Raw genomic sequence first — 17,323 nt, 5'->3', positions numbered from 1 at the left:
CTCTTGACTAGCTGAGAGGATTTTCTCTGAGCAGTTTTAGCACCAGAAGGTAAATGTCCTCTTGTCTATGATTAAACCGAAACTCACATTCTTTCAAATGGAGATAAAACGTTTGTTTTTGAAGGCCTCTAAAACGAACCAGCCGGGTTTTTGCATAGCTCCAAAAACTTTCTATCCCATTGATATGTGAGTGTTTATTGGAAAATTCATTGTGCGAATGCTGGACGCGGAAGTGTTTTTGGTATCCCAAATCGACGAGCCCGTCATAACCTCGCCAACCATCGGAATGAATGACGCTTCAAGGTCTACACGTCCACGTATGATGCCCTGGAGAGTGGCTCTGGAGCAATCAGGAACGATTTCCGTATAGACGTTATCATTGCGTTTGAACAGGCCGAAAACAATGGTTTTTCCGCGTGCTCCACGGCCTCTGATGCCCCTGACCCGGCGAGCGCCGAAGTAGCTTTCATCAACCTCGACTTCCCCTTTGACGGGAGACTCCGCCTCGCAATAACGGGCAATTCTTTCTCGGAAAGCCGTCACATACCGGTTGACGGTGTTTCGGTTAACACCGGACAATTCCGCAATCTGTGAAGCTGTCAAATCAACGGAAAAAAGCTTCACAAGTTGCCGAATTTTTGCCTCGGAAATTCTTGAACGATATGCGTACTTGTTTTTCATTGCCATGACTACCTGGATAACCTTTTTAGGATATCTCAGCTAGTCAAGAGCCCTTTTTTATATGCTGACAACGTACAGAGAAAAAACGACAACGTGAGGCTATTATGACACAGGCAACACTCAATGTCCGTATGGATGCGGAACTCAAGCAGCAGTTTGACGCCATATGTACCGAATTCGGCATGACGCCTTCCACGGCCGTCAATATCTTTGCCCGTACTATCGTGCGCGAACGCCGCATTCCCTTTGAGATCGCCGCCCCGCGCGATCCTTTCTATGGGGAAACGAATATGCGTCGCCTGCGCACGGTGGTTGCCGAACTGAACAGCGGCAGGGGACAGGAACATGAGCTACAGTGAGCTTTTGTTAGAAATTGCAATATAAATTATTTCCCTATACTAATTTGTAAACTAGGATCAGTTTCAACTTTTTGAACAAGTTCATTATAGCGCGAAATAAGCCGCACCGCCTCCTCACGCCTTGAATTTTCAACAAAATGACTCCATTCAAGAATATTTGTCGCTATAAATTGTTCGGCCTCAATAACTTCAATACGCCCTTCGAGCGTGAATCCTTTTGCTATGGACTCGACACCTGCCCGACTTTCGGCAATGGTGACGATGATGGGACGCATCCCGGCATCAATGTTGGCTTGGCATTTGTGAATAAGAGCTTCTGTCGGCGCTGTGGTCACATGGATGGCTATCTCGTCCAAAACAAAATCTCCCGCCCGAGCCGTCGGGCCGTCAGCTACGTTGGCGCCGAAGTGCTCGGGACGTTTTTCTTCAGGTAAAATCAGATCAAGTTTAGCGCCGACAAGATGTTGCAATAATGTACCGGCATACGTTGTGCCGGGATTGTCTTTCTGCCTTTTCATGGCTTGAGCCAACAAATCCGCGATGATGGATTGCAGTGATTTTCCGGGATCAAATTTTAGGGTAAACGGTTTGCCGCTGAAATAATCCCGAACGCGGGATATCCACCATGCCTCGATGGCGCGCAGATCTATCTCGCGCGTCTGGGCGAGGACGTTCAGAAATTCCGCGTAGGTTGCAGCAGTACCCAGACTCCCTCGACTGGTTCGGCCCCCTTCCTCAGCAAGTATACGGTCTATGCCGTGTTCTTTCAGGATATTCTGTACACGGCTCTTGCCAAGCCCCCTGACTTGTCCTTCCTTATCGGTTCGGAGGGCTTTCAAATCAATTGGAAGACCATTTTCAATGGCCAGCCTGGTGATGTGAAGCATGACGGCCAGCTGCCCTTTGCTTTTCAGCGACCAGTCATCGCGAAATTTGGTCAGGGTTTGCTCAAGTAAGGTCATAACAGGCCTCCGCAAGAGGGGAAAGAAGGTGCCTTGCCAAGTGAGCGGCTACCGGGGCGGCTACAGCGTCGCCCATAGCCTTATAGCCGTCGTTGAATGTGCCGGGGAGCTGAAAAGTTTCGGGTGCGCCCATGAGTCGGGCAGCTTCGCGCGGGCTAAGAATGCGTGTTCGCCATCTCCCGCCAACCTTGATCACAAGATATTGCCTGCTGCTGCCGCCGCTGGGAGTTCGTAGACATCCCGCAACATCATCAAAACGCAGTTCCAGCACCTGCCTTTTATTCCTAACCCGTTTATAGCCAGGTACTGCTGTAAGTCCGCATTGGTTAAGCAGTTGCTTATGTACCGGCGGAATCATGGCTAAATTTTTTTCGCTTGTTTGAATATCCTGACAGGGGATGGAATAATCGATTATTTCGGAAAGTTTGGCTCTAGGTTTTTCAGGGGCAGGCAAGCGCCACCAAATCCAGTGGGGCAACCCGACCGCAATCTTGCGAATTGTCGCCGGGTGAATCCAGCTGGGAGCAGCATCCAAAAGTTTTTCAGGGATGGAAATGCGTCTGTCTACAGCAACGACAAAAATTCTGGGACGGGAGTGAGGCAGCCAATATACTGCATCAAGCAACATTGCACCGATCTGATAGCCTCTTTCCGCCAAGGCCAAGTGGAGTTCGCGATAGTGAATGCCGTTATTGGAAGACACTAATCCCAGCACGTTTTCTGCCGCCAAGATAGGCGGGCGCTGAGGCATTTCGTCCATAACGCGCAGCCACTCCCATACCAGTCCGCTTCGCTTGCCTCTGATGCCTTTTCCGGCTCCTGCCAATGACAGATCCTGACAGGGGAAACTGGCCCACGAAAGAACGCTTGCAGGAAGTTCTCTGCCATCTATGTCAGTTATGGAACAAAGTTGAAAGGGTTCTCCCGGCTGGTTGGCAGCAAAAATAGCGGCCTTTTTGGGGCAGATGTCATTTGCCCAAACTTCACAAAAATACGGCTTCAAAGCATGACTCACAAGCCCGCTGCCCGCAAAAAAGTCAAGAAATGGCGGCCTGACATCATTGTGGAACGGCATAATCGTGGTGTGCATGGCTATCTCTGAGACATGTTGCAGTTCAAAGGCATATTTCGTGGAGGTCGACAACCTCTCCCAAAAATTTGGATATTCGCTCGCAAAGTGTCGCCATATCTTTAAGCTCGCACTCCCAAATAACAAGAACACGCCAACCGAGACATTCCAAAGCCGCCTTGCATTGCGCGTCCCGAGCCACGTTTCGCTCAAACTTGCGTTGCCAATAGGCGACATTGACTGCAGGAGTCGAAGCCCGCTTGCAGCCTGGATGACGGTGCCAAAAACAACCATTCACAAAAATTACCGTGTGAAACTTTGGCAAAACAATATCGGGATTGCCGGGAAGATCCTTTCTGTGAAGTCTAAAACGGTAGCCCATGCGATGCAGGAGGGAGCGTACTATTTTTTCTGGCCTTGTGTCGCTACCTTTCACCTGCGCCATGATCCAACTGCGTCTTTCCGAGCTTACCCTGTCCATTCCAAATACTATTCTACATAACTGCCGTAAAATATCAAATTTTTCAAAATCTGTGGGGAAGATTGTGGGGCAGATTTGCCCCACTATGGAAAAGCCCTCACGATTTCTCGTAAGGGCTTGATTTCTTTGGCGTCCCCAAGGGGATTTGAACCCCTGTCGACGGCGTGAAAGGCCGTTGTCCTGGGCCGGCTAGACGATGGGGACGCGCTATGAAGTTGTGATGGCTGGGCTGCAAGGACTCGAACCTTGATTAGCGGAGCCAGAATCCGCCGTCCTGCCAATTGAACGACAGCCCATCGCGAAAATGGAACCTACGCAAAACCGGCCCTCTTGTCAAACAAAAAAATGAAAAAAGTGGATATTTTTTTGATAAAAATAAAAAGATAAATTATTTTAGCATGTTGATATGTGCCTTTTGGGTGTAAAAAAAGGCCGTCCCGATGGGGACGGCCTTGGGGATGGCAGGTGATGCCGTTACGGCAGCCTTACTTCCAGTAGAGTTTGACCAGGTTGGTACCGCGCGGGGTAGCCGTGGAGCCCTTGAGCTGGCCGGCGGTGATGACGGCGCATTCGTTGGGCAGGAAGTCCGGGCAGTTGTGGATGAAGTTTTCGGCGCGGCTCAGGTGGCTGGGATCGCTGGCCGGATCGGCGACGAATACGGGATGCACGCCCCAGACGAAGTTCAGGGCCTTGATGGTCACCGGGTCGGGGGTCAGGGCGTAGATGTCCTGGGGAGGACGGCGGCAGGAGACCTGACGGGCCGACGCACCGCTGAGGCTGTGGGAGACGATGGCCTTGGCGTGGGCCTTCTCGGCCAGCAGGCAGGCGGAGTAGGCCAGGAACTCGGGGATGCCCTTGTCCGCGGCCGGTTCTTCCAGCTTGCGGTCATTGACCAGCAGCTTCTCCGCCTCGTCGGTGATCTTGCGCATGTACTGCACGGTCTCCACCGGGAAGTTGCCCATGGCGGTCTCTTCGGAGAGCATCACGCAGTCGGCGCCGTCCAGCACGGCATTGGCCACGTCCGTGGTCTCGGCGCGGGTGGGGGCGGGGCTGTTGACCATGGAGAGCAGCATCTGCGTGGCCACGATGACCGGCTTGGAGATGGCGTTGCAGGCGCGGATGATGCGCTTCTGCAGGGCGGGCAGCAGGGGCAGGGGGCATTCCACGCCCAGGTCGCCGCGCGCCACCATGATGACGTCGGTCTCCTTCAGGATCTCGTCCAGGTTGTCCACGGCGTTCTGGCGCTCCAGCTTGACCACCACGGGCACGCGGCGGCCCGAGGCGGCGATGAGCTGTTTGGCTTCGCGCACGTCGTCAGCCGTCTGTACATAAGAGATGGCTACGGCGTCCACGCCCAGGGCCAGACCGTCGCTCAGGTCCTTTTTGTCCTTTTCGGTCAGGGCGCGCACCTTGGTGGCCTTGCCGGGCAGGGCCAGGCCCTTGCGCGAGGTCACAATGCCGCTGTTGTTGGCTTCCAGCAGCACCAGGCCGTCGGGGCGGCTCTGCTGCACGGTGAATTGCAGACCGCCGTCGGCCAGCACCATGCGGTCGCCGGGCTCCAGGGTCTCCAGGATCTCGGGATGGTCGAAGGGCAGGAAGGGCATCTCATCGGTGCGCTGGTCGGAAAGGCCCAGCAGCAGCTGCATGCCCTTGGTGACCTGGATGGTCTTTTCCTGCACGACGCCCAGACGGATCTTGGGGCCGGACAGGTCCTGCATGATGGTGATGGGCTTGTCCAGCTCCTTTTCCACTTCACGGATATCATTGATGATACGGACGAAATCCGCGGCCGAACCGTGGGAGAAGTTCAGGCGGAAGACGCTGACGCCCGCTTCGACGAGCTGACGCAGCTTTTCCTTGGAATTGGAAGCCGGGCCGATGGTGGCGACGATCTTGGTTCTCATATCTTTATTCCTTTCATACCCGTGCGGGGGCACGGATGTTCTCTCATAAAGCTGTATGTCCAGAAAAAACTATCCGGGCTTTCCTGCGGCTTGTCAAGCGGCAGGAAGCGTGCGGGCGGGCGGGGACGCCCCGCCCCGAGTCCCAGGCAGCCCATTGGAATAATTGACAAACAAAATCACATGATTGTCACCGTCCCGTCATGTTCGCTTGACAGCGGGGGAAAGGGTGGGGCATAAGTGGGAAAACGTGGTAAATAGTGGGCGACAGGTGGTGGATCGGTGGCAAATCTGTTTATCCAGAGCGCATATCGCAATCTTGACGCCAAGGGCCGTCTGCTGCTGCCGCCAGAGTACAGGGATGCCCTGCTGGCCGCCGGGGATGGTTCCTTCTGGCTGACCATAGGTCTGTACGGAGGCCTCAAGGCCTACATGCCTGCGGATTGGGAAGCCATCGTCGAAAAGCTGAACAGCGTCCCCCTCCCTTCCATGAAGCTTTCCCACGTCAAAACGAAGTTGCTCGGTCTTGCGCAGAGGATGGTCCCCGATGCGCAGGGCCGCATACGTATCCCGCAGCCCCTGATGCGTGCCGCCGGTCTGCAAAAGGACGTGGTACTGGTGGGCATGGCGGACAAGTTCGAGATCTGGGATCAGGCCCGCTTCGATGCCCTGCTGGTGGAAGACGTCAGCGATGAAGTGGCGGCCTGTCATCTTGATATAGCTCTTTAGAGGTAAGCATGACCATGCAGCAGCAGGGACAGGAACGAAATGCGGCTGATCTGCACATCCCTGTCCTGATGAAGGAAACCCTTGCGGCCCTGCAGCCCGTGCTGGATGCCGGAAGGGATCGCCCCGTGCGCATCCTGGACGGCACGCTCGGCATGGCCGGGCACAGCTCTGCCATGTTGCAGGCGGCCCCCCAGGCGGAACTCTGCGCCCTGGACCGGGACGAGGAAGCCCTGGAACTGGCCCGGCGCCGGCTGGAGCCTTTTGGTGGGCGCGTCCATACCTACCATTGCCGCTACAGCCAGTTCGAGGAGGCCCTCGACGACCTGGGCTGGGACAAGGTCGACGCCGTGCTGCTGGATATCGGTGTTTCCTCCCTGCAGCTGGACGAGGCGGAGCGCGGCTTCAGCTTTTACGGGGACGGGCCCCTGGACATGCGCATGGACCAGCATTCCGGCGCGCCTTCGGCCTGGCACTGGGTCAATCGCGAAAGTTTCGACCGCCTCAAGGAATGCATCGCCACCCTGGGCGAGGAGCCGCAGGCCGGGCGCATAGCCCGGGCCATCGTGGATGCCCGCCAGAAGAGCCCCATCGATACCACCGCCCAGCTGGCGGCCCTGGTGGAGAAGGCCTATCCGCCCGCGTGGCGTGCCAAGGCCCGCCGCCATCCCGCCACGCGCACCTTCCAGGCCCTGCGCATGGCCGTCAACGACGAGCTGGGCGAGCTGCGCCGCTTCCTTGATGCCATCCTGGGCCGTCTGTCCCTGGGCGGCCGTCTGGCGGTCATTTCCTTCCATTCCCTGGAAGACCGCATGGTCAAGCAGACCATGCGCTACTGGGCCGAGGGCTGCCGTTGCCCCCGGCATGTGCCGGTGTGCGTGTGCCACCATGTGCCGGAAGTCGAGATCCTGTACAAAAAGCCCGTGCAGGCCGACGATGACGAGCTGGCCGTCAATCCGCGTGCCAGCAGCGCCAAACTGCGGGCCGTGGAGAAAATAGCCGAGGCGGTTTCATGAAGAAGCTGTCGGTCGGGCTGCCGTTCCGCGGACAGGGCAAGGTCCAGACCAAAAGCTGGCTGCTCCTGCTGGCGCTGGGACTGCTGGCCTGCATGACCATGTGCCTGATCCTGGTCTGGAGCAATATCGAGCGCATCGATACCACCTACTTCATCAATATCGCCCAGAACAAGTTGCAGGAACGCAAGGCCCTGCGCGCCAAGCTGGAAGTGGAGCGGGAGCGCCTTCTTTCCCCGTACGAGCTGCGCCGCAAGGCGGAGGAGATCGGCATGAAGGAGCCGAAGCCGGGGCAGGTCCGGCGTATGGAAGCGCACTAGCCGGCAAGCATCACAAGCGGGGGACGCATGTTCAAATTCTCATCCGATACCGGAGACAAGAAACGTCGTCCGGGCCGTACCGCATCGCGTACCGTACGCAGCGGTGGGGCCCGGCGTGTTTCTGTTGCGCCCAAGAACAGGGGCCTGAGCTGGGTCGACAGGGTGGACTGGGGCAAGGCCCGCATTGCCGCTGTCGTGGCCATCTTCTGCGTCCTGTGGCTGGGCCTGTGGGGCCGTGCCTGGTATCTGCAGATGATCGAGGGCCCGCGCCTGGCCGACAAGGCCCGCCGCCAGCATATGGCCACGGAGCTGGTCACCGGCAAGCGCGGCATGATCATGGACCGCAACGGGCAGGTGCTGGCCCGCAGCGTGGAGGCCCGTTCCGTCTATGCCCGGCCGCAGGAGATCCAGGATTTCCTGACCATGGCCAACACGCTGGGGCCCATCCTCGGCATCGAACCGCAAAAGCTCTATGACGAGCTTTCCAAGACCAAGCGCCGTTTCGTCTGGGTGCGCCGCAAGGTGGACGATTACACCGCCGAGGCCGTGCGCAAGGCGGGCCTGCCCGGCATCGGCCTTTCCAAGGAATACGACCGCGTCTATCCTTTCAAGCATCTGGCCGGGCAGCTGCTCGGCTTCGTGGGCGTGGACGACAAAGGCCTGGAAGGCCTGGAACGCTCGCTGGACGACCGTCTTGCGGGCACGCCCACCCGCATGGTGGTGCAGCGCGACGCCATGGGTCGCCGTTTTTACCTGCATGAAGAAGGCAAGGACGAGCTCCGCGGCGAGGACTTGATGCTGACGCTGGACGTGCAGCTGCAGTTCATCGCCGAAGAAGCCGTGGCCCGTGCCGCCCGGGACTTCGATGCCCGCTGGAGCGGGGCCCTGGTGGTGGATGTGCCCAGCGGCGACATCCTGGCCTGGGCGCAGTATCCCTTCTTCAATCCCAATACCTACCGGCAGTCCAGCCCCATGATCTACCGCAACCGGCTGGCCTCCGACGCCCTGGAACCCGGTTCCACCTTCAAGCCCTTCGTCATGGCCTCGGCCCTGCAGGAGCGCAAGATCAACCGCAATACGGCCATCGACTGCGAGAACGGCAAGTGGGAGATCAAGAAGGTGACCATCCGCGACACCTCGCGGCAGGGCGTGCTGCCCGCGCACAAGGTGCTGCGCTATTCCTCCAACATCGGCATGGCCAAGATCGGTCTGGAGCTGGGTTCGCCCACGCTCTACAAGTACCTGCGCGCTCTCGGCTTCGGGGAGAGCACCTGCGTGCCCGTGGCCGACAGCCGGGGCATCCTGCGCCAGCCCCGCTCCTGGAGCGAGGCCGACCTCATGTCCGCCTCCTTCGGGCAGAGCGTATCCGTCACGGCCCTGCAGATGGCGCAGGGCTACTTGACCCTGCTCAACAATGGTGTCTACAAGCCGCTGCGCCTGCTGCGCGAGCAGGTCAATGTGGAACAGCGTTACGAGCGCATCTTTTCGGAGCGCGTCTGCCGTGAGGTCATGGGCATGATGCGCGACGTGGTGGAAGAAAAGGACGGTACCGGCAAGCGGGCCCGCATCGAAGGGGTGGAAGTGGCCGGCAAGACCGGCACCGCCCAGAAGGCCGACCACAAGGCGGGTTCCTACGGCGCCAAGCGTCTGGCCTCCTTCGTGGGCTTTTTGCCCGCCGACAATCCCCGCTATCTGATCGTGGTGCTGGTGGACGAACCCACCAAGAACCAGTACGGGGGCGTGGTGGCCGCGCCCGTGTTCCGCGAGATCGCCTCGCGCGCCATCACCTACAGCGGCGCCATCGTGCCTGATGCCACCAGTCAGGCGGAAAAGGACGACAAGCCGGACAAGGACAAGGGCCGTCAGCGCGGCCTCAAGCTTTCGCGTCTGGATGTGCCCTTCCTGGCCAAGGAAGACGTCCAGACCAGCCGTCCGCCGTCCATGCAGCAGCCCGGCCATCTGGCCAAGGCCTCCAGCCGGGTCCCCGACGTCAAGGGCAAGACGGTGCGCAACGCCGTGGAACTTTTTGCCCGCGCCGGGATCGTGCCGGAGCTCAAGGGGACCGGCACGCGCGTGGTCAGGCAGAGCCCGCCGCCGGGCACGGCCTGGCCCAAGGAAGGAGAAAACGTCACTTACATTCTGTGGCTCTCGGAGAGGTAACCGTGAATCGCGAATTCGAACAATTGCTCGACAAGGTGCGCCGTGAGGGAGGGGAGATCCGCTCCGACTCGCGTGAGGTCGGCAAGGGGGACATCTTTGTGGCTGTCCCCGGGGTCAATGCTGACGGCGCCCGTTTCATCCCGCCGGCCGTGGAGGCCGGTGCGTCCACCATCGTCTGCCTGCCCGGAGGGGCCGAAGCCGAGGCCGCCCGTGCCGCGGGCTGCACGGTGGTCCATCATGACGATCCCCGCGAGGCCCTGTGGCGTCTGGCCGAGGCCCGCTGGCATACCGGCAGCCTGCCGCTGCGCGTGCTGGGCGTCACCGGCACCAACGGCAAGACCACCAGCGCCTATTTGCTGGAGCATCTGTTCACGGCCACCGGACACAAGGTGGGCGTGCTGGGCACGGTGAGCTACCGCTGGCCCGGCCATTGCGAGGCCGCGCCCCTGACCACGCCCGATCCCCTGCGCGTGCACGCCATGCTGGCGGCCATGGCGCAGGCCGGGGTGGACATCGCCGTCATGGAGGTCTCTTCCCACGCCCTGGAACAGCAGCGCGTCTGCGGGGTGCCCTTTGCCGGGGCCTCCTTCAGCAACCTGACCCAGGACCATCTGGATTTCCACCAGGACATGGAAAGCTATTTCCGGGCCAAGTCCCGTCTGTTCCTGGAACTGCCCCGCGCCGACAAGGTCATGGCCATCAACGGCGATGATCCCTGGGGCCGCCGCCTGCTGGAGCTGTGCCCGCGGGCCCTGTCCTTCGGCCTGCAGAAGGCGCTCCCGCAGCAGCGTCATCTGTGGGGCGAGCTGTTGTCCGCCGGTACGGACGGCTGCCATCTGCGCATGCATCTGGACGGCCAGCAGTGGGAACTGCGCTCGCCGCTGGTGGGGGCCTTCAATGCCTCCAACCTGCTCTCCGTGCAGGCCCTGGCCCTGGAGCTGGGCCTGATGCCGGACGATCTGCGCCATCTGGAAGACTTCCACGGTGTGTGCGGCCGTCTGGAGCGGGTTCCCAATGCCCGCAAGCTGCACGTCTTCGTGGACTATGCCCACACGCCGGACGCGCTGGTCAACGTCCTGAAGGCCCTGCGCGGCGCCGGTTTCAAGCGCATCGTCACGGTCTTCGGCTGCGGCGGCAACCGTGACCGCACCAAGCGCCCCATCATGGGCGAAGCCGTGGCCCGCTATTCCGACGTGGCCGTGCTGACCTCGGACAATCCCCGTTTCGAGGACCCGGAAGCCATCCTCAAGGATGTGCTGCCCGGCCTGCGCGAAGCCAGGGAAGTCGTCGTGGAAGTGGACCGCCGCAAGGCAACGGCCAAGGCCGTGGAAATGCTCGGTCCCGATGATGCCCTGCTGATCGCCGGCAAGGGCCATGAGGATTATCAGATCATTCAGGGCACCAAACATCACTACAGTGATCAGGAAGTGGTGCGGGAGCTGTTGGGGTGCGCCTAGATCTTGCTGAAATCGTTCGTTGTCTGGGCTGTGCCCGGGATGTGAAGGTGACCGACGGCAGCGTGACGGTCACCTCGGTCGTCACGGACAGCCGCGAGGCCGTGGCCGGCAGCCTGTTCGTCTGCATCGCCGGCGAGCGCGTGGACGGCCATGATTATGCCGCCCGTGCCGTGGAGCAGGGCGCTGTGGCCGTGCTGGCTTCCCGCCCGCTGGAAGGCCTGTCCGTGCCTGTCCTGCTGGTCCAGGATACGGTGCGCGCCCTGGGCGCCGTGGCCGCCCTCTGGCGCGGCAAGTCCTCTGCCCGGGTGGTGGGCATCACCGGCTCCGCGGGCAAGACCACGGTCAAGGAACTGCTGGCCCATGTGCTGTCGCGGCGCGGCAAGACCGCCTGCAATGCCCTCAACCTCAACAATCAGGTGGGCATGCCCCTGTGCATGCTCAAGACCGACGGGGACGAGGACTTCTGGGTCTTCGAGGCCGGTATCAGCCACGAGGGCGACATGGACGAGCTGGGCGCCATCCTCCAGCCCGATCTGGCTCTGATCCTCAACGTGGGCGCCGCCCATACCGAGGGGCTGGGAGAACGCGGCGTGGCCTGGCACAAGTCCCGTCTTCTGGCCCATCTGGCCCCCGAAGGCCAGGCCCTCGTGAGCGCCGACTATGACGACCTCGTCCGCGAGGCGCGGGCCGTGTTCGGCGACGTGCTCTTCTTCACGGCCAGCGGGCGTCCGCTCTCCTATCGTGCGGCCTATGCCGGGTGTAGCGATGGGGTGCACGGGCAGTACCGCCTGTGGCTGGACGGCCGTCCCTGTGACGTTATCGCGCCTTTCCGCGGCGATTACGGTACCGAGAACTGCATCGCCGTGGCGGCCGCCGCCCACATGCTGGGCCTGACCGCCGAGGAGATCGCCGCCGGTTTCGCCGACGCGCAGCTGCCGCCGCAGCGCTTTGCCCGCAGTCGTCGCGGCAACTGGGACATCGTGGACGATACCTACAATGCCAACCCGCTTTCCATGGCCCGCATGCTTGACGCCGCGGCGGAAAGCGCCCAGAAACGGCCTTTCGTGGTGGTGCTGGGCGAGATGCGCGAACTGGGCAGCGTGGCGGACAGGGAGCATGAACGTCTGGGCAGGCATCTGGCCCAGCTGCGTCCTGTGCTGGTCTTCTGGCGCGGCGGCCATGCCGATGCCGTGCGGGACGGCCTGGAGCACGGGCTGTACACGGGCAAGTTCCTGCCCGTGGATTCCGGCGAGGCCTTCGTGCAGGCCCTGCGTGAACATCTTCCCGCCGAGACGGGAGAGCAGGGGGGCCTCATGCTCTTCAAGGGATCGCGCGGCAACCATCTGGAAGAATTGCTTGAAGCTCTGGAGCAGAGCGACTGGCTGCCCGGCAGCCGTACGGAGAGTCTGTAGATGCTGTATAACCTGCTGGTACCGTGGGCGTCCGAATGGACGGCGCTCAATGTTTTCCGGTACATCACCTTCCGTTCCATGGCCGCGCTCATCACGGCCCTGGTGCTCTCCATCCTGCTGGGTCCCCGGTTCATCGCCTGGTTGCGTCGCCTCAAATGCGGCCAGCACATCCTGCATGAAGTGACGGCCCATGCCTGCAAGGAAGGCACGCCCACCATGGGCGGCCTGCTGATGCTCTTCAGCCTCACGGTCAGCCTGCTGCTGTGGGCGGATCTGGGCAATTTCTACATCTGGCAGACCCTGCTGGTGTTCTGGGGCTTTGCGGCCGTGGGCTTCTGGGACGACATGACCAAGCTGCGCCATGCCGAAAACCGCGGCATCAGCGGCCGGGCCAAGCTGGCGGGCCAGCTGGCGGTGGCCGTGGTGGCCATGCTCTTCCTGGTCACGGATCCCGGCTATTCCAGCCAGCTGAGCATCCCCTTCGTCAAGGACTGGGCTCCTGACCTTGGTCCCCTGTATCTGCCGTTCGGGGTCTTCGTGATGGTGGCCTCGTCCAATGCCGTCAACCTGACCGACGGTCTGGACGGTCTGGCCATCGGGCCCTGCATCGTGGCCGGTATCGTTTTCGCCATCTTCATCTATGTGACGGGCCATGCCCGCTTCGCCAATTATCTGCTGCTGCCCTATACGCCGGGCGTCGGTGAGGTCACGGTGTTCTGTGCGGCCCTGGTAGGCGCGGGGCTGGGCTTTTTGTGGTTCAACGCCTATCCGGCCCAGGTCTTCATGGGCGATGTGGGCTCGCTGGCCCTGGGCGGCGTGCTCGGCTATCTGGCCCTGCTCTGCAAGCAGGAACTCATCCTGGCCGTGGTGGGCGGTCTGTTCGTGGCCGAGACCCTGTCGGTCATCATGCAGGTGAGCTACTTCCGCTGGACAGGCGGCAAACGCCTGTTCCGCATGGCGCCCCTGCATCATCACTTTGAACTGAAGGGCATCCCGGAATCGAAGATCATCATCCGGTTCTGGATCACGTCCGCACTGCTGGGGCTGGTGGCCCTGTCGGTACTGAAACTGCGCTGATGGCGAGGGCTCCGGCTGCATGAGGCCGGGGCCCGCTCGCCGTTTTTTATCCTGTCCGCCGTGCCTGCCGGTGCAGTGCGCGGCAATATCTTATCCGCGAGGAATGTGACATGGCTCAGAATGAAGATCGTGGCCGGTGCATCAAGGCCGGTGAACTGGCTGTAGTGGTGGGCGCCGGGCGTTCCGGTAAGGCAGCGGCCCGTCTTCTGTTGCGGCAGGGCGCCCGGGTGCGCCTGCTGGAGAGCAATCCCCAGGCTCTGGACGAAGCGCAGGCCGCGGCCCTGCGCGCGGAAGGCATCGAACTGGTGCTGGGGGAACAGGGGCCGGAGCTCTTTGCCGGTGCGAAGATGGTGGTGCCCAGCCCCGGCCTGCCCGTGGTGCGCCTGCGCGAGATGATGGGCCCCCATGCCGATGCGGAAGGTACCGAGATCCTGGCCGAGATGGAGCTGGCCTGGCGCGCCCTTGACGGCGAGCCCGTGCTGGCGGTGACCGGCACCAGCGGCAAGACCACCACGGTCAGTCTGGCGGCGGCCATGCTGCGGGAGCAGGGCCTGCGTGTTTTTCTGGGCGGCAATATCGGCACGCCCCTTTCGGAATATCTGCTTTCCGGCGAAAAGGCCGACGTGCTGGTGCTGGAGACCTCGAGTTTCCAGCTCCAGTGCTGCTCCACCTTCCATCCCCGGGTGGCCGTGGTGCTGAACATCTCGCCCAACCATCTGGATTACCACAAGGACATGGAAGAATACATCGAGGCCAAGTTCCGTCTGTTCCGCTGCCAGACGGAAGAGGACCTGGCGGTTTTGGAGCCCGGGCTGGAAGAGACCGCCGCCCGCTTCGACCTCAGGGCCCGCAAGGTGTGGATCCGGCCCGAAGGCCGTTTCCCGGACTGCCCCCTGTTCGGACAGCACAACCAGTTCAATGCCGAGGCCGCCTGGCAGGCCTGCCGTCCCTTCGGCGTGACGCTGGAGAATGCCGCCCGCGCGGTGGCTGCCTTCAAGCCCCTGCCCAACCGGCTGGAATCCGTGGCCCGCGTGCACGGCGTGCTTTATGTGAACGACTCCAAATGCACCACGGTGGCCGCTCTGGAAGTGGCGCTGGAAGCCATGGACCATCCCGTGCACCTGCTGTGCGGCGGCAAGTTCAAGGGTGGGGATCTGGACGGCATGAAGGATCTGCTGCGCCGCAAGGCCAAGAGCGTGAATCTGTACGGGGCCAGCCGCGAGATCTTCGAGGCTGCCTGGCAGGGCGTGGTGCCCCTGTGCTGGCACGAGCGCATGGAAGACGCTGTCCTGGCCCTGCAGGGCCAGGTGAAGGAGGGCGATGTGGTCCTGCTGGCTCCGGCAACTTCCAGTTTTGACCAGTACCGCAATTATGTGGAACGCGGCAACGACTTCAAGCGCATTGTGGGAAGCCTGGCATGAAGAACATGTTCCTGAGCAGGAAGGAAAAGAAAAAGGAAGAAGCCGCTCCCCAGGGCGGAGGCATCTCGCGTGCTCTGGGCAAGGTGAGTTTTGAGGGTTTCGACTGGTGGCTGTTCACCCTGATGCTCATCATCCTGGCCATCGGCCTCATCATGGTGCTGTCGGCCAGCGGCATCGTGGCCGAGCAGGTCAACGGTGACAAATACTACTTTTTCAAGCGCCAGCTGATCTTTGCCTGCGGCGGGGGCCTCGTGCTCTGGGGCGCGGCCCTCATGCCCCGCAGCTGGCTCTACAAATTGCAGTATCCGGCCATCTTCCTCTCCCTGTTCCTGCTCCTGCTGACCCTGTCGCCCCTGACGCCGTCCATCAACGGCGCCAAGCGCTGGATCCCTCTGGGGCCCGTGAACCTGCAGCCCATGGAGTTCGTCAAGATCTCCCTGGCCCTGTACCTGGCCTATTTCATGAGTTCCAAGCAGGCACTGGTCAAGACCTTCAGCCGGGGCGTCATCCCGCCCTTTGCCGTGACGGGCCTGTTCTGCGGCCTGCTGCTGTTGCAGCCCGACTTCGGCAGCGCCGTGGTGGTGGCCAGCATCTTGTTCTTCATGTGTCTGGCCGGGGGCACGCGTTTCATCTATTTGTTCTTCGCCATGATCCTGGCCTGCGCCGGCGCCATGGCCCTGGCCATCCTCGAGCCTTACCGCCTGCGCCGCCTGCTGGCCTTTCTGGATCCGTTCGCCGATCCCACCGACACGGGCTATCACCTGGTGCAGTCCCTGCTGGCCATCGGCTCGGGCGGCTTTTTCGGCGTGGGCGTGGGCGCCAGCCGACAGAAGATGTTCTATCTGCCCGAAGCCCACAACGACTTCATCATGGCCGTGCTGGCCGAGGAGCTGGGCTTTGTGGGCATCACCGTGGTCATGCTGCTGTTCGGCCTGCTGTTCTGGCGCTGTTACCGCATCATCATGCGCCAGACCGAACTGCGCGACCGGCTGACGGCCTTTGGCCTGACGGTCATCCTGGCCATGGGGGCCGTCATGAATCTGGCCGTGGTCATGGGGGTGGCGCCGCCCAAGGGCGTGCCCATGCCCCTGATGAGCTACGGCGGCAGTAATCTTATGGCCACCATGCTCTGCGTGGGCCTGCTCATGAATTTTTCTCGCACGGCCACGGGCAAGGAGGGGAGCATATGGAAAGAGTCCTCTTAACCACCGGCGGTACCGGCGGGCACATCTTCCCGGCGCTGGCCGTGGCGGAAGCCCTGCGTCAGCGCCATCCCGGTGTGGAACTGCTGTTCGTGGGCTCGCAATACGGCCCGGAACAGCGTCTGGCCCGGGCGGCGGGCATCGACTTCATCGGCCTGCCGGTGCGCGGCTTCTTGGGGCGTGGCCTGCGGGCCTTTGCCGCTGCCGGGCGCATGGCCTGTGCCGTCTGTCGGGCCCGGGGCATCATCCGGCGCTTCCGGCCCCAGGTGGTGGCCGGTTTTGGCGGTTATGCCGCCTTCGCGCCCATGCTGGCGGCCCGTCTGGCCGGTGTGCCCACGGTGCTGCATGAGCAGAACGCCATCGCCGGCATGAGCAACCGGATTTTGGGACGCCTTGCCCGGCGCATCTGCCTGTCCCTGCCGGGGACCGAGGGCTTCGACGCCTCCCGGACGGTACTGACGGGCAACCCCGTGCGCGCCGCCGTGGTGGCGCTGGCCGGACGGCAGCATGATTTTTCCGGCAAGCGCCTGCTGGTCATGGGGGGGTCCCTGGGGGCCCATGCCCTGAACGTGCATGTGTGCCGCCATCTCGACGCCCTGCGGGCCGCGGGCATCGAAGTGCGCCACCAGACCGGCGTGCGTGACGAGGCCGTGACCCGCGAGGCCTATGCGGCGGCGGGCTATGACCCGGCCTGTGTGAGTGCCTTCATCGACGACATGGCTTCGGCCTATGCCTGGGCGGATCTGGTGCTTTGCCGCGCCGGGGCCACCACCGTGGCCGAGCTTTGCGCCGCGGGCCTGCCCTCGGTGCTGGTGCCGTTCCCCTATGCGGTTCATGACCATCAGACGCGCAACGCCCAGGCCCTGGTGGCCGAAGGCGCGGCCCTGATGCTGCCCGAGGCCCGCATGGAGAGCGACGGCCTCATGGCGCAGGTCACGGACCTGCTGCAGGATACCGGCAGGCTGCGCACCATGGCCGCTGCGGCTTCCGGCTGTGCCCGCGTCCGCGCGGCGGAGCTGGTGGCCGCGGAACTGGAGACCGTGTGCGCACGGTAAGTTCACGATAACATCTTCTTCCGGATA

General features: G+C 61.8%; 15 protein-coding genes, 2 tRNA genes and 1 pseudogene. 11 read left to right on the top strand and 7 right to left on the bottom strand.

What is annotated here, in order from left to right; all coding sequences use genetic code 11:
• Positions 1–7: 7 nt before the first annotated feature.
• Positions 8–687, bottom strand: a pseudogene (locus tag ACQRAG_RS10965) (IS1595 family transposase).
• A gap of 98 nt (positions 688–785) precedes the next feature.
• Between ACQRAG_RS10965 and ACQRAG_RS10960 the strand changes: the two are divergent.
• On the top strand, positions 786–1,040 hold the full coding sequence (locus ACQRAG_RS10960; RefSeq protein ID WP_427804109.1) for a type II toxin-antitoxin system RelB/DinJ family antitoxin: 255 nt from the start codon (positions 786–788) through the stop codon (positions 1,038–1,040).
• 26 nt (positions 1,041–1,066) lie between these two features.
• Here ACQRAG_RS10960 and ACQRAG_RS10955 read toward each other — a convergent pair whose 3' ends face one another.
• The 6 genes from ACQRAG_RS10955 to pyk form a co-directional block, all read right to left on the bottom strand.
• Positions 1,067–2,002, bottom strand: a complete 936-nt coding sequence (locus tag ACQRAG_RS10955) for a DUF4928 family protein (protein WP_427804108.1) — start codon at positions 2,000–2,002, stop codon at positions 1,067–1,069.
• On the bottom strand, positions 1,989–3,092 hold the full coding sequence (locus ACQRAG_RS10950; protein WP_427804107.1) for a DNA cytosine methyltransferase: 1,104 nt from the start codon (positions 3,090–3,092) through the stop codon (positions 1,989–1,991). The genes ACQRAG_RS10955 and ACQRAG_RS10950 overlap by 14 nt, the downstream gene beginning before the upstream one ends.
• Positions 3,093–3,117: 25 nt before the next feature.
• Positions 3,118–3,552 carry a very short patch repair endonuclease gene (locus ACQRAG_RS10945; protein ID WP_427804122.1) on the bottom strand — a complete coding sequence of 145 codons (435 nt, stop codon included), beginning with the start codon at positions 3,550–3,552 and terminating at the stop codon, positions 3,118–3,120.
• Positions 3,553–3,679: 127 nt separating this feature from the next.
• Positions 3,680–3,756, bottom strand: a tRNA-Glu gene (locus tag ACQRAG_RS10940).
• A 17-nt stretch (positions 3,757–3,773) separates the two neighbouring features.
• Positions 3,774–3,848: transfer RNA gene (locus ACQRAG_RS10935), tRNA-Gln, on the bottom strand.
• Between the two features lie 189 nt (positions 3,849–4,037).
• Entirely contained in the window at positions 4,038–5,456 is a 1,419-nt protein-coding gene (pyk, locus tag ACQRAG_RS10930) for a pyruvate kinase (RefSeq protein ID WP_168935455.1), read from the bottom strand.
• Between the two features lie 279 nt (positions 5,457–5,735).
• Between pyk and ACQRAG_RS10925 the strand changes: the two genes are divergently transcribed.
• The 10 genes from ACQRAG_RS10925 to murG all read left to right on the top strand — a co-directional run bounded on the left by ACQRAG_RS10925 (position 5,736) and on the right by murG (position 17,296).
• Positions 5,736–6,182, top strand: a complete 447-nt coding sequence (locus tag ACQRAG_RS10925) for a division/cell wall cluster transcriptional repressor MraZ (protein ID WP_168935454.1) — start codon at positions 5,736–5,738, stop codon at positions 6,180–6,182.
• A gap of 8 nt (positions 6,183–6,190) precedes the next feature.
• The gene (rsmH, locus tag ACQRAG_RS10920) at positions 6,191–7,195 is read left to right on the top strand and encodes a 16S rRNA (cytosine(1402)-N(4))-methyltransferase RsmH (RefSeq protein ID WP_204674773.1); all 1,005 of its coding nucleotides are present in this window, start codon (positions 6,191–6,193) and stop codon (positions 7,193–7,195) included.
• Positions 7,192–7,512, top strand: a complete 321-nt coding sequence (locus ACQRAG_RS10915; RefSeq protein WP_168935452.1) for a hypothetical protein — start codon at positions 7,192–7,194, stop codon at positions 7,510–7,512. Before rsmH ends, ACQRAG_RS10915 begins: the two co-directional genes overlap by 4 nt.
• Before the next feature lie 27 nt (positions 7,513–7,539).
• The gene (locus ACQRAG_RS10910; RefSeq protein ID WP_239465071.1) at positions 7,540–9,672 is read left to right on the top strand and encodes a penicillin-binding transpeptidase domain-containing protein; all 2,133 of its coding nucleotides are present in this window, start codon (positions 7,540–7,542) and stop codon (positions 9,670–9,672) included.
• Positions 9,673–9,674: 2 nt separating this feature from the next.
• Positions 9,675–11,129: a UDP-N-acetylmuramoyl-L-alanyl-D-glutamate--2,6-diaminopimelate ligase gene (locus ACQRAG_RS10905; RefSeq protein WP_168935450.1), complete on the top strand. Its 1,455-nt coding sequence runs from the start codon at positions 9,675–9,677 to the stop codon at positions 11,127–11,129.
• Positions 11,120–12,541: a UDP-N-acetylmuramoyl-tripeptide--D-alanyl-D-alanine ligase gene (locus ACQRAG_RS10900; RefSeq protein ID WP_168935449.1), complete on the top strand. Its 1,422-nt coding sequence runs from the start codon at positions 11,120–11,122 to the stop codon at positions 12,539–12,541. Before ACQRAG_RS10905 ends, ACQRAG_RS10900 begins: the two co-directional genes overlap by 10 nt.
• The gene (mraY, locus tag ACQRAG_RS10895; RefSeq protein WP_168935448.1) at positions 12,542–13,618 is read left to right on the top strand and encodes a phospho-N-acetylmuramoyl-pentapeptide-transferase; all 1,077 of its coding nucleotides are present in this window, start codon (positions 12,542–12,544) and stop codon (positions 13,616–13,618) included.
• Between the two features lie 110 nt (positions 13,619–13,728).
• Entirely contained in the window at positions 13,729–15,039 is a 1,311-nt protein-coding gene (murD, locus tag ACQRAG_RS10890) for a UDP-N-acetylmuramoyl-L-alanine--D-glutamate ligase (protein ID WP_304023683.1), read from the top strand.
• On the top strand, positions 15,036–16,244 hold the full coding sequence (ftsW, locus tag ACQRAG_RS10885) for a putative lipid II flippase FtsW (protein ID WP_204626213.1): 1,209 nt from the start codon (positions 15,036–15,038) through the stop codon (positions 16,242–16,244). Before murD ends, ftsW begins: the two co-directional genes overlap by 4 nt.
• Positions 16,226–17,296: an undecaprenyldiphospho-muramoylpentapeptide beta-N-acetylglucosaminyltransferase gene (murG, locus tag ACQRAG_RS10880; RefSeq protein WP_168935445.1), complete on the top strand. Its 1,071-nt coding sequence runs from the start codon at positions 16,226–16,228 to the stop codon at positions 17,294–17,296. Before ftsW ends, murG begins: the two co-directional genes overlap by 19 nt.
• Positions 17,297–17,323 lie beyond the last annotated feature (27 nt).

The sequence above is a fragment of the Desulfovibrio sp. SGI.230 genome, assembly GCF_050313065.1.
GTDB lineage: Bacteria > Desulfobacterota > Desulfovibrionia > Desulfovibrionales > Desulfovibrionaceae > Desulfovibrio.
The sequence above is the reverse complement of the archived record's forward strand: the minus strand, read 5'-3'. Positions and strand labels throughout refer to the sequence as shown.

Bases quoted from the DNA above. Each gene is read 5' to 3' on its own strand.
- ACQRAG_RS10960 (WP_427804109.1), top strand. From the start codon at position 786: ATGACACAGGCAACACTCAATGTCCGTATGGATGCGGAACTCAAGCAG.
- ACQRAG_RS10955 (WP_427804108.1), bottom strand. From the start codon at position 2,002: ATGACCTTACTTGAGCAAACCCTGACCAAATTTCGCGATGACTGGTCG.
- ACQRAG_RS10950 (WP_427804107.1), bottom strand. From the start codon at position 3,092: ATGCACACCACGATTATGCCGTTCCACAATGATGTCAGGCCGCCATTT.
- ACQRAG_RS10945 (WP_427804122.1), bottom strand. From the start codon at position 3,552: ATGGACAGGGTAAGCTCGGAAAGACGCAGTTGGATCATGGCGCAGGTG.
- pyk (WP_168935455.1), bottom strand. From the start codon at position 5,456: ATGAGAACCAAGATCGTCGCCACCATCGGCCCGGCTTCCAATTCCAAG.
- rsmH (WP_204674773.1), top strand. From the start codon at position 6,191: ATGACCATGCAGCAGCAGGGACAGGAACGAAATGCGGCTGATCTGCAC.
- ACQRAG_RS10915 (WP_168935452.1), top strand. From the start codon at position 7,192: ATGAAGAAGCTGTCGGTCGGGCTGCCGTTCCGCGGACAGGGCAAGGTC.
- ACQRAG_RS10910 (WP_239465071.1), top strand. From the start codon at position 7,540: ATGTTCAAATTCTCATCCGATACCGGAGACAAGAAACGTCGTCCGGGC.
- mraY (WP_168935448.1), top strand. From the start codon at position 12,542: ATGCTGTATAACCTGCTGGTACCGTGGGCGTCCGAATGGACGGCGCTC.
- murD (WP_304023683.1), top strand. From the start codon at position 13,729: ATGGCTCAGAATGAAGATCGTGGCCGGTGCATCAAGGCCGGTGAACTG.
- ftsW (WP_204626213.1), top strand. From the start codon at position 15,036: ATGAAGAACATGTTCCTGAGCAGGAAGGAAAAGAAAAAGGAAGAAGCC.
- murG (WP_168935445.1), top strand. From the start codon at position 16,226: ATGGAAAGAGTCCTCTTAACCACCGGCGGTACCGGCGGGCACATCTTC.